The sequence below is a fragment of the Pseudomonas sp. REP124 genome, assembly GCF_020164475.1.
Classification (GTDB): domain Bacteria; phylum Pseudomonadota; class Gammaproteobacteria; order Pseudomonadales; family Pseudomonadaceae; genus Aquipseudomonas.
The window spans coordinates 19,588-31,547 of sequence record NZ_JAIQWX010000069.1; the positions used below are offsets into that span (position 1 = coordinate 19,588).

The following is an 11,960-nucleotide window of genomic DNA, read 5'->3' on the forward strand; positions in this document are numbered from 1 at the left end:
GCGAGCATGCTCGCGATGGACGTCAACGATAACGCTGGAAACCTGATTCCCCGCGTTGTTCTGTCGTGCATCGCGAGCATGCTCGCTCCTACAGGGTTAGGGCGTTAGTTACTGCGATCCCGAACGACGGCTTCGCAAGGCAGCAGCCGATGGACCTCGTCCAGCTCCGTGGCGTGATGGGTTCCCCATTCAATCAGCGACTCCAGAATCGGTCGCAAACTTTCCCCAAGCGGCGTGAGCAGGTATTCGATCCCTTGGCGATCTTTGGCGCTGGGCTGTCGACTGACCATCCCGTGCTCCTCCAACGCCCGCAGTTGCTCGATCAACACCTTCTGTGAAATGCCGGCAATTCGATTCTCCAGATCACAGGTGCGTTGCGGGCCATCCAGCAACAAATGGAGGATGACCGCTTTCCAGCGCCCGGAGAGCACGCCCAGCGCCCGCTCGATCGGCAAACCCGGCAGTCTATTGATCGTCTTCATGTGTAACCACTGACCAAACGGTGTGTAGAGGGAGAGGATTATCGAATCGTAGGCTGTGCTTCCGATCCATTCCGATCCGAGGCAAGCCCCCATGATAGACCTGTTCGATTCCAAAGTACTCGGCGACACCGTTCTGCTGAACAACCGCATTGTCATGGCGCCCATGACCCGCACGCGCACCTCCGAAGGCGACGTGCCGAACGAGTTGATGGGCACCTACTACGGACAGCGGGCCAGCGCCGGCCTGATCGTCGCCGAGGCCACCGACGTCGCACCGTCCAGCAATGGCTACGCCATGACCCCAGGCATCTACACACAGGCTCAACAACAGGGCTGGCGCCTGGTGACCGATGAGGTACACAAAAACGGCGGCAAAATATTCGTGCAACTGTGGCACGTCGGCCGCATGGCCCACCCGTCGCTCATGCCCAACGGCGAAGCGCCCTGGGGTGTCACCGAAGAAAAGGCCGACTCCCAAGTATTCGCCCACGGCCCCGATGGCAAGCTGGGCCATATCCCGGCAGGACAGCCGCGACGCCTGAGAACCGATGAAGTGCTGGGTCTCGTTGGCACCTTCACCCAGGACAGCATCAACGCGCGGAAGGCAGGATTCGACGGCGTCGAAATCCACGGCGCCAATGGCTACCTGTTCGAACAGTTCATGAACTCGGTACTCAACACCCGAACCGATTGCTACGGCGGCGCGAGCGTCGAGAACCGTACGCGGTTCCTGCTGGAAGTGGTTGAAGCGGCGGTGCGTGAACTGGGTCCGGGACGGGTGGGGGTTCGTCTGTCACCGTTTGGCCGGTTCAACGGAATACCGGCGGATCCGCTGGCTGAGGAAACCCTGATGTACGTGGCCGAACAGTTGGCGCGGCTGGGTGTGGCGTATCTGCACCTGGTTTATGAACTGATGCCTGAGGCGAACATGGAAGTGGCCGAGTTCAAGTCCAATCACCTTGATCATGAATTGCTGGCCCGGGTGAGAAAAGTGTTTCCGGGGGCGATTATCTGGTGCGGCGGGTTTGTTGACCGGGAGGGTGCGCAGGAAGCGCTGGATAGCGGGTTGGTGGACTTGATCGGTTTTGGCAGACCCTTTATCGGCAATCCGGATCTGGTGGCGAGGCTAAAGCATGGCTGGCCGCTGGTGGAGGCGGATCGGGCGACGTATTACACGCGACGGGGGGAGGTGGGGTATACGGATTTTGCGGAGTACTCGGTGTAGGTGGCGCAGGTTTTGAATTTGCTGGCTAAAAAAAGACGTCCGTGGACGTCTTTTTTTTGATTTCGCCTCTGACGGCTAGCTGTCGGTTTTCATCGGTGGCCATCTGCTGAGCACTTTCTGCACATCATCGACCACCGCTTTGCTCATCGACGCTAGATGATGTGCCGCCCATGCGTGGCGGTCGTTGCCTTTGGAGTAAGCGGCATCGATGGTCAATGACTTGACCAGGTAGAGCAAATCGGAAGCTTGTTCCAAGGCGTCGGCCAAGGGCACGCCGCGGTTTACTCGGAAGAGGGGTTCGTTGTTGCAGTAGTGGAAGGGGGTTAGGCCGATGGTGGTGAGGCATTCATCGGTGTCTTCGGTGGGGGAAGATGAATCGGTTTCCGGGGGGATGTGTGCTTGCTTGTGCATAGATGAAACTCCAAATCGCAAAAAAGGAGCAAGTCATCCGGGCTACCAAACCCGATCGCTACTTCGCAGCGACCGGAAAACGATAGAACCCGTCTGAAAAGCGCACAAGCCGGCGGATTCTCACGTAGCCGTAGGCAAGGGCGCAAGGTGTTGTAGCTTTCAGGAAAGATTTGTGGGAACGGTTAAACGGCGGTTTTTAAACGACACGATGAGTCTCATCGATACCTGTGGAGAGGCGTATTCTGGACGTTCGATTTCGTCCGCTAACGACCAGTAACGGGAGCGCCAGTTGTCCCTCTTCCCTGAGACCTCAACAGCCATCAATGGGCACTGAACCCTTGTATTTGTCGAATTTCGGGCACAAAAAAGACGTCCATGGACGTCTTTTTTGATATTTGGTGGGCCGGGGGCGTTTGAACTCAATGGAAAACGCCCCGAATTCGTTGGTGTTGGGGTGTTAAGTTTTTAGTGGGGATACACGCAGCTGTTTTTTGGTCCACTTTTTCATCCCAATCTGCCGTTCAAATGTCGTTCGGCCACTCCCAATAGATAAAGCAATTTCTCAGACTCCTTTTCGCTTGAGTTTCACAAGCTCTTCAGCAGGCTTTGCCTGGAAGGGAGGTGGGCCCCCAAAGACGCGATGAAGCGACTCGAGAAGCGTTTAACGTATGCCATTACCTCGTGTATCGCCTTCTTGACCATATGCAAATCCTCCATAGTGAGCGTTGATAGATGAGAGATGATTTCTGCAATTACAAAACCTGGAATGAAACCCGTAGGACCTATAATCCATAGAACAGAGCCCGCCATCATCAGTCTCAGGAGGCCACCTCTGAGAGACGCACTGCTTGGTACGTTTCGGCATAGTGATGCTAGACAGTGCCGCAAAATGCGTCTACAGCAGTCGGGGTTTAAAGTTTGGGGTATGAAATCGTGCCAAGCACCCCACAGATCAGTCGATGATCTCTGACGTTGAAGAACTCAGGCTCATTGCTATCTTGCTCGGCAACGAAGAATACATAGGGGCGATGCTTTTCATCCTTTTTCTTAGCCGCTATACCCTCCAGTCGAACGACTTCGAGCTCATTCGACACCATTGTTTTTTTGTATCTCGACCACTGCGACCAAGCAACGCGGATTTTGTAAGGCCGAACCAATTTTTTGTCCTTGCTCCACTCACCGGCAGAAAGTGGAATGACCAAAAATTCACCTTCCTCTTGAGGTTTCGTCCAAGCTAGCTCTGCGTAGAAAATTCGCGCACGGGAGAATGTTTCTATCCCCTCACCACGAAGTTTCTTGAATGCCTCTAGATAGGTTTTTTCCTCTACTCCTGGGACGTCAAGTGACATTAGCCGGTCAAAGGGGAACCTCACGAATGCTCTGCATATTGGACGTATGCTGTTGGCAGCGCGCCGGCCTTTAGCCCTCGCTCTTCCATCATCGTCAAGGCGCTCTGTAGCTCTTGCACTTGAGGTCTGTTCTGAGGTTGGCGGGCGTTCAGGATCAACTATAGGGCGCTCATCTCTCAATGTAAGTCTCGACGGCGACAGGTCGGGACTCGTTTCGAGCTCATTGCGCACACTTCCTTTCTTCCCTCTGGCAACGGTTTTTTCATCGCCATCGATATCGCAATTTTCTTTGTGCGAAGTATTTTGGGGTTTCCGGAAATGAGGCCTTTGAAGGTTGGACTGTTCATAAGAGGCTGGAAATACCTGGATACCACAGCCGCCACATTCATAACCATATTTGTCCACCTGAGGAAGCATCCATAGGTCTTCTCCCTCCACCATCTCTCTTGTGTACTTATCGCGTGCTGATTCCATGTCGCCTCCAGGGTCCTTAGTCAAAAGAGAAAGCTAACACGCCTGGCTAGCATCCCAAAAACGAGGGGGCGCCTGAGGAAATCGAGCTGGCACGGGGTCGGAAACCTGCGGCATGGTACACGGGAGGATACATGGAGCCTTGAGATAGGGTAGGCAGGGGTGGAAAGCCAGAAACAAGAAAGCCCACACGGGGCGGGCTTCTTGGGGTGTTTCGTAGACTGTCTGAGACAGGTCTAGACTGCTATTTGGTGGGCCGAGGTAATTTGAATTGGTTTCTTAGATATTTGATTTAATTGACTAATGTGAGTTTGTAAATTTTTTTGGAATACCAACTGGAATACCGCGGCCAAAAACAATCGCTGTTTACTCGAAACCGGGCAAGCTGAGCATGCCTCCTGTGGTGCGTTTGCCAAAGCCACTGGGCATGAGGATTTTGTGCTTCTTCATCTCTGCGAGTACAGCCAACCATTCGGTTTTGCCAAAGCGCAGCTTGGTGTCATTCCAGCTATGCATGACTTCATCCACGATGGCTTCATCGGAAACCGGGCGGCCTTCGAGAATAAAATCATTCCAGGCGGCATAGAGCGTCACAGTCATTTCGCAACGGTCCGTATCCCAGTCCCGCATTAGCTCGATAACCTGCTCAATGGTGGCGCGTTCAGCGACCGACCAGGTGCTGCTATATGCCTGCCGATGCTGCCCTGATTGGGAAAGCGGGCGATAAGCATGGCCAATCGTCTCGCGCTCGATGCGCTCGTACCACTTACGGTTTTGCAACTCACCCTCGATCTGATTCATCAAATGGCGATCGTGGGGCCCCGCAGCGGCGCGCAGGTAGGCGCCCTCAATCGCGGTAAGCTGAGCTGCATGTTCTGCCAGGTAAATCACTTTCTGCAGCTTGCGTTGGCCGAATGTACGTCGGGCATGTAGCCGATGAGTGATTTCTGCTGCGAGGAGGGTACGAGCTATTTGCCGATCCGTGGCGATTTTAGCCTGCTTACCATTTTCGGTAAGGGCCCGCTCGACGAGAGTCGTGGCCAACTGTTCGTTAAGCTCGCGGGCTTGGGTTAAGCGGGTTTTGAGCTGGTCGCAGAGGGTCATCAGTTGATCAACTTTGGCGACGATACGATGTTGTTCGGCTAGTGGCGGGATCGGCAGCACGAAACTCGTCAGGCTTTCCTGATTGAGTTTGGGCATTTTGATTCGATTTTCAGCGACCCGAACCTGCTCGAGAAAAACCTCAGACAGAATTTCTTTAAGTAGAAATTCCGAGCTGATGAAAGCATCTATTGGGTACATATCCGCACTACAAAGCCCGTCGAAATCAACCAATACGGCCTTAGAAAGTGACGGGCGGATCTTCGAGTAGACGATCTGTCCGGCAAAGAAGCGACTGTTAGGGCCTTTGACGCCAGAGTCTTTCACTGTTCTGTTGTCAGTGAGGCGGCCGGTGCCTTTCTCAATGCAGTCAGGGGCGATCTGGCGTAATGATGGGAAGTCCTCCGGGCGAACTAACTCGCCTTTAATTGCGCAGATATTTCCAAATCTCGTCCATGCCCAGTTGCTTGGCAGGTCGAAATGGACCTCGTCACCCTCAATGTCCGCCAGCGGTTTCTGCTTCTTGAGCTTCCCTTCTGCCACCAGCCGCACCTTTTCCTCTGCAACGCGCTTAAGCAACTCACTGGCCGGTTCGTCGTTGGGATCTTGCTGCACTAGCTTGCCCATCACGGCCAGTTGAAGGAGGGTCTGTTTGAGGGCGTCGATGCTGGGTTCGGTGGTGAACAGGGTGTGGAAATGTTCGGCAAGGCGTTGCCAGTTGGTGGCGAAGTCGGTGGCGTCGCTAGCCTGGGTCAGGCTGTCGAGCAGTGCTTGCACCAGTTGGGTGTGGGCGCTTTCGGCGTCGGCCTGCTGGGCTTCCAGGCGGTCGCACAGGGTCATCAGCTCATCGACTTTGGCGACGATGCGATGTTGTTCGGCTAGCGGAGGAAGAGGAACTGGCATCTCTTTCAATCGAGAGGACTTTACTCCGGTTGCTGTCATTCCTGTTGCTACTTCCAGGAGCTGCCTTTGGAATGTGGATGACATCATGGCGAGCTTCAGAAATGGTCCGATACTTATCTCATGCAGTTGAAAACAAATTACTCTCTGAGCTAATGCAAATTGTTCGGATATGTTAACCAGCGCAACGTTGCCCATTGGTGCTTCGGTGGTGAAAAGTAAGTCGCCAAACCGAGGAAAACCTCTAGTCATCCATGACGAGTAATCATTCTTGGCTATGAATTCTTGTGGTTCGCGGCTGATAAAGCCTGATCGCACATTCTTAGCAGTAATGAGTGGAATCCCTGAGCTGGTTTTGGTGGGCGTCCTGCCGCGGTAATCAATAAAGCGAGCAAGATTTCCAAGTCGGGAATATGCCCATCCGGCGCTAATTTTAAGATACTGGTCTTTTTGTGGAACTTCGCTTTGTGCGTTGGTACGTAAACCTTCCTCAGCCATCAATCGTACTTGTTCCGCAGTAATGCTTTTCAGCAACTCACAGGCTGGTTCATCACTCGGATCTTGCGGTACCAACTTTCCACGCACCGCCAGCTCCAGAATCAGCTCGCGGAGCTTTTTTATTCCGTCTGGCGCGCCTGAGAGCAGTGGCAGATTTTCGGTCAACAGCACGGTCATGCCTGGCGTCCCAGGGCTTCAGCCAGTACCGTTTTGAGCTGATCGCGCAGGTCGCTAATATCGCCTTGCAGTTGGGCATATTTACGCAGCAAATCCTCTGGGTCGTGGCTGACCTGCTCGCCGATATGTGGGTTTTTGCAATCTAGGTTCCAGTTACGTGCCTGCAACTCTTCGACGCCGACCTTCCAGGCGAATTCGTTCTCCATCCGCGCGGCAAAGCCATCGGCCTCGTTGCCCCACCAGGCCTCTTCCGCGGCGAACTCCTCGATACGCATGGGGCGAGTCTTGGAGTAATTCTTCACGCCTGCCGGGTACTGGTGTTCGTAGAACCACACCTGTTTGGTCGGTGTGCCTTTGGTGAAGAACAGCAGGTTGGTCTTGATACCGGTGTAGGGGTTGAACACGCCGTTGGGCAAGCGAACAATGGTGTGCAGGTTGCACTCGGTGAGCAGCTTTTCCTTGATGCGGCTTTTGATGCCTTCGCCAAACAGAAAACCATCGGGCAGCACCACGGCGGCGCGGCCACCGTCTTTGAGCAACTGCATGATTAGTACGAGAAACAGGTCGGCAGTTTCGCGGGTGCGGAAGGCTGCGGGGAAGTTGTTTTCAATGCCATCTTCTTCCATGCCGCCGAACGGCGGGTTGGCAACGATGCAATGCACACGCTCGCTCGGGCCCCAACTAATCAGCGGTTTGCGTAGGGTGTTGTCGTGGCGAATCTGATTCGGCACCTCGATGCCGTGCAGGATCATATTGGTGGTGGCCAGCAGGTGCGGCAGCGGTTTTTTTTCCACGCCGAAGATGCTGGCCTGCAGGATGCGGTCGTCTTCGGCGGTTTCTACATAGCGGCTACGCTTATGCTCAATGGCGCATGTGAGAAAGCCGCCCGTACCGCAGGCCGGGTCCATAACCTTTTCGTCCAGCTTTGGGTCGACCATGCGTACCATGAACTCAGTGACCGGACGCGGGGTGTAGAACTCACCAGCGTTGCCCGCGTTCTGTAGGTCACGCAGCAGTTGCTCATAGAGGTTGCCGAACTCGTGGCGTTCCTGGGCTTTGTTGAAGTCCACGCCCTCCTGAATCTTATTGATCACCTGGCGTAGCAACTGCCCGGACTTCATGTAGTTGTACGCGTCTTTAAACACGCTGCGCACCACGAAGGCTGACGGTGTGTTGCTGTACTCGTGCAGGTTCTGCAACTGGGGGAACAGGTTATTGTCGATAAAGTCCTTCAGCGCGTCGCCGGTCATGCCCTCCGGATCGGCGGCCCAGGTACGCCAGCGGCAACTGTCGGGAATGGGCGAACGGTAGTTGTCATCCATCAGTTCCCATTCAAGCTCGCGGTCATCGAAGATCTTCAGGAACAGCAGCCAAACCAGTTGGCCGATACGCTGGGCGTCGCCGTCTACGCCAACGTCTTTGCGCATGATGTCCTGGATGGACTTGATGGTGGAGCTAATGGACATGAAGTTCTCTCAACGCGTACCGCAAGGGGGGCGAAATTCTACCGGATAGTGCGGGCGACTGCCTTGGCATGTCGTCGGTGCTTAGCCCTTAGCTTGCGTAAAGCTCGTCTTCCAGTTCGTGGATAGCCTTGTTGTAGCCAGCCTTGCCGCCAAAGGCTTTGACCAGCTCGATGGGCGCACCGAACTGGCTGAAAGGGTCAAGCTGCAGAATTTTGATGTCCTCAATATGCTCGATGCCGGTATCGGCGTATTTATCCAGCAAGGCCTCCAGCACCTGGCGAGCGGCGCCAGAATACTTGGCGAAGTAGTTGCGCTTTTTCACCTGCTCGGCTCGCTCGCGGCGTGATAGGGCAGGCTGATCGAAGGCAACGTGGCAGATCAGATCGAACGGATCGAGCGGCTTTCCCTGTTTCTTTTCCACTTCTTCGGCCAAGGCTTCCCACATCACGCCCTGGGCGGCCATCTCCTCGATGATGACTTTCTTTTGCTCGGCATCACTCCAGCGCCGGAGGAAGTCATCCAGCGAGGCGAACTGCTTTTGCACGCAGTTGCGGGTGTAGTCGTGCAGTGATTCGGTGATCAGTCGGCCATCAGGGCCGTAATACTGCACACGCTCGGCGATTACATAAATCGGGACGTTGTCGATGACGTACTTGATGCGTTTTTTGCCCTCATCTTCGCCGGTAAAATCGAGGTCATTACCCTCGTTACTGTTGCCTGCGCCCATGCCTTCTTCATTCGCAAGCGGGTCATCCGGAGGTACGGGGGAGTCATCGCCTCCTGGCGCGTAGATCACCACTGGGTCGCCGTCGAAGGCCGGATCGGCGAACAACTCGGTGGCCTTTTTGAAATCCATGATGGTGAACCAGTACTTGCCGTAGTCCTCGTTGATACGAGTGCCACGACCGATGATTTGCTTGAACTCGGTCATCGATTTGATGTGCTGGTCGAGCACGATCAGCTTGCAGGTCTGGGCATCGACGCCAGTGGTCATCAGCTTGCTGGTGGTGGCAATCACCGGGTAGCGCTCTTCCGGGTTGATGAAATTATCCAGTTCGGCCTTGCCTTCCTGGTCATCACCGGTGATGCGCATAACGTATTTGCGATTCTCGGCCACGCGCTCAGGGTTGAGGTTGACCAGGGCTTGGCGCATGCGCTCGGCGTGGTTGATGTCGTCGCAGAAGACGATGGTTTTCTGAAACGGATCGGTGGCCTTGAGGAGTTCGGTGACCTTCTGCGCCACCAGTTGGGTGCGCGCCTCGATAACCAGGGTGCGGTCCATATCTTTGAGGTTGTAGATGCGGTCTTCGATCAGCTCGCCATTTTTATCGAGTATACCTTTGGGTGGTCGCCAGCCTTGCAGATCCTTGTCGAAGTCGATACGCACCACTTTGTAGGGAGCGAGAAAGCCATCTTCGATGCCTTGCTTCAAGGTGTAGCTGTAAATCGGTTCACCAAAGTAGGTGATGCTGGACACCTCTCTGGTTTCCTTAGGTGTGGCGGTGAGGCCGATATGGGTGGCACTGGAGAAGTAATCGAGGATTTCACGCCAGGCAGAATCCTCGGAGGCGCTGCCACGGTGGCATTCGTCGATCACGATCAGGTCGAAGAAGTCGCGGGAGAACTGCTTGTAGATGTTCATCTCTTCATCAGTACCGGTGACGGCCTGATAAAGCGACAGGTAGATCTCGTAGGAGGTATCAATCTGGCGTTTGGCGATTTTGGTCATCGCCTGGCCGAAGGGCTTGAAGTCGTTGTTCTTGGTCTGGTCGACCAGGATGTTGCGGTCGGCCAGAAACAGGATGCGTTTCTTCTGTTTCGATTTCCACAGCCGCCAGATGATTTGGAAGGCGGTGTATGTTTTTCCGGTACCCGTGGCCATCACCAGCAGGATTCGGGCCTGGCCGCGCGCCACAGCCTCGACGGTGCGGTTGATGGCATTCATCTGGTAATAGCGCGGCATGCGCCCGGAGCCGTCGTCGTAGTAGGGCGCTTCGATCTTGTGTTGGGCTGTTGTATCCAGCCTTTTCCACTGGCAGTAGCGCTGCCAAAGTTCATCAGGGCTGGGGAATTGATCGAGGGTGAGTTCGGTTTCTACCTGGCTGCCTGTGCCACTACGATCATGAAACAGGAAGCCATCGCCATTGCTGGAGAACACGAACGGTACGTCCAGCGCCTCTGCATAGCCGAGAGCTTGCTGCATGCCGGAGCCAACGGAGTGCTTGTTGTCTTTCGCCTCGATTACAGCGATAGGCAGGTTGGCCTGGTGGTAGAGGATGAAGTCTGCGCGGCGTGCCTCACCGCGACTGTGTAGTTTGCCTCGAACGATAATGCGACCTTTGGTAAAGCTGACTTCCTCGCGCACCTGCTTGTGCATGTCCCATCCAGCTTGCTGAATGGCTGGGGCGATGTACTTGCTGCAGATATCCCGCTCGGAAAGCGACTTTTTGTCCATAACCAATTACCTTTCAAACCGGCCTGGTCGCTCCATTCCGGCACTGTTGATCGTGCTTGATGGGCGTAAATGTACCTTGTTTGATGGTGGCACGGTGGAACATCAGGCTTTGGTGGCTAAAGCTATAGACAATGTAAGTCGAGACATTTCTGCGCGAGTGTTTCGCGTCGTCCTGGTTCTTTTATCTTGGATCGTTCTGTAGGGCGGGCTGAAGATGGCTCGGATGAATAGGGCCACAGTCGAATCGTTTGTACTGAATTAACTTCCGTCGGCGTACATCACTAATTTGGCGGAGCATGTTTGGTCGTTCCCGATCCAAATAGGCCGCTGGAAATAGCTCCGGATCGTAGGGGATGGCGTCCAGCACGTCGATCCCATATTCGACATAAACGCGTTTGCCGAGCGGGGTCAGTGCCAAGGCCTTAATTCGACGAATATGCTCTGAGATGACTCGATACCCTTCATGTATCAGCAAGTCGCGCAGGTAGTGATTTGACGCGCGTAGTGCGATCTTCACTCGCACTGACTCCCGGTGCTTCCGATCCTGCCAGTAAGCAAACAGATTGAACAAACGGGACTTTAGACACGTGATTGGGTCGATGACGGCGACCTGTACACCTTCGATGTCCAGGACGGATAAATACTTGAAAATCTCTTTTTTGGGTGCGCCCCCGACGCTGTCCATTTCCAGGATATCGACGATGACCTCTTTATCGTCAACCCAGTCAATGTACGCGGCGGCAATGTTTATTGTGTTGTCATCCATCTTCGCCCTGCGAAAAGGGACGCCCATCATGCGCGCACAATAATCAACAGAGTCGGGGTTGCCGATGAAGTCCAAGTCATCACTAGTAACGAATCCGACATCCTCGCCTGTCATTTCGTCGATGAGATATTGCCTGGCCCAAAGCGTAAGCGATTGTCCGCCAACGATCACAAGCCCGTAATCGGTGACAGCTGATCGGATTGAGGGGCGGTAGACGCGCTGAATTAGATCGAGCAGGAAAGTGAAGAGCTCTGAACGTTCAAGTAGGGCGAACGGAGCGTCCTCGTTTACCGCTTCTAGCATCAGTTGCTAAGCGCAGAGAATCGCTGTGGGCGAGCGATTGAAGCAGAATTGCCACGAAGGGCAGCTTTGGCACGGGCAGCAGCCATTTCAAGCATCTGAGGGTCAGCTGCATAAACAGCATCGACCTGACGGTCACGTGAGCTGATTTTAAGGCTCATCATTTCCGCAAAGCTAAGGTCTTTTGAATGCTGGTGACCACTAATCATGGCAAAAGTACCCATAAGGGTGAAAATAGACTTGGGTTTGAGGTTAGCACAGTTAATCGGCTTATTTACAGGCGAGGTGCTATGTTTGCAGGGCAGTAGCCGACGAAATGCTTGGGCAGGGTGCCGTCCAGGCGCAAAGGGCCGGTTTCA

At 54.4% G+C, this 11,960-nt stretch carries 9 protein-coding genes and 1 other RNA gene; 1 reads left to right on the forward strand and 9 read right to left on the reverse strand.

The genetic code is table 11. The features are described from left to right. Positions 1–104: 104 nt before the first annotated feature. Positions 105–482, reverse strand: a complete 378-nt coding sequence (locus K9857_RS17530; protein ID WP_224537824.1) for a winged helix-turn-helix transcriptional regulator — start codon at positions 480–482, stop codon at positions 105–107. Positions 483–573: 91 nt separating this feature from the next. Here K9857_RS17530 and K9857_RS17535 point away from each other — a divergent pair, with 91 nt between their 5' ends. Next, positions 574–1,707, forward strand: coding sequence for an alkene reductase (locus tag K9857_RS17535; RefSeq protein WP_224537826.1), 1,134 nt, complete (start codon positions 574–576; stop codon positions 1,705–1,707). Positions 1,708–1,782: 75 nt separating this feature from the next. On the opposite strand, the gene K9857_RS17540 is transcribed toward K9857_RS17535, so the two are convergent. The 8 genes from K9857_RS17540 to K9857_RS17575 all read right to left on the reverse strand — a co-directional run bounded on the left by K9857_RS17540 (position 1,783) and on the right by K9857_RS17575 (position 11,825). After that, entirely contained in the window at positions 1,783–2,118 is a 336-nt protein-coding gene (locus tag K9857_RS17540) for a DUF3077 domain-containing protein (RefSeq protein WP_224537827.1), read from the reverse strand. Between the two features lie 797 nt (positions 2,119–2,915). After that, positions 2,916–2,982, reverse strand: an RNA gene (locus K9857_RS17545) — hammerhead ribozyme type II. A 47-nt stretch (positions 2,983–3,029) separates the two neighbouring features. After that, entirely contained in the window at positions 3,030–3,941 is a 912-nt protein-coding gene (locus K9857_RS17550) for a hypothetical protein (protein WP_224537829.1), read from the reverse strand. Positions 3,942–4,304: 363 nt separating this feature from the next. Continuing rightward, positions 4,305–6,614 carry a restriction endonuclease subunit S gene (locus K9857_RS17555; RefSeq protein WP_224537831.1) on the reverse strand — a complete coding sequence of 770 codons (2,310 nt, stop codon included), beginning with the start codon at positions 6,612–6,614 and terminating at the stop codon, positions 4,305–4,307. Next, positions 6,611–8,080 (reverse strand): type I restriction-modification system subunit M, encoded by a 1,470-nt coding sequence (locus K9857_RS17560; RefSeq protein WP_224537832.1) that lies wholly within the window; start codon positions 8,078–8,080, stop codon positions 6,611–6,613. The genes K9857_RS17555 and K9857_RS17560 overlap by 4 nt, the downstream gene beginning before the upstream one ends. 88 nt (positions 8,081–8,168) lie before the next feature. Continuing rightward, complete coding sequence (hsdR, locus tag K9857_RS17565; protein WP_224537833.1) at positions 8,169–10,535, reverse strand: EcoAI/FtnUII family type I restriction enzme subunit R; 2,367 nt, start codon at positions 10,533–10,535, stop codon at positions 8,169–8,171. A gap of 181 nt (positions 10,536–10,716) precedes the next feature. Beyond that, positions 10,717–11,604: a hypothetical protein gene (locus K9857_RS17570; protein WP_224537834.1), complete on the reverse strand. Its 888-nt coding sequence runs from the start codon at positions 11,602–11,604 to the stop codon at positions 10,717–10,719. Then, entirely contained in the window at positions 11,604–11,825 is a 222-nt protein-coding gene (locus tag K9857_RS17575) for a hypothetical protein (protein WP_224537835.1), read from the reverse strand. Before K9857_RS17575 ends, K9857_RS17570 begins: the two co-directional genes overlap by 1 nt. Positions 11,826–11,960: the final 135 nt, after the last annotated feature.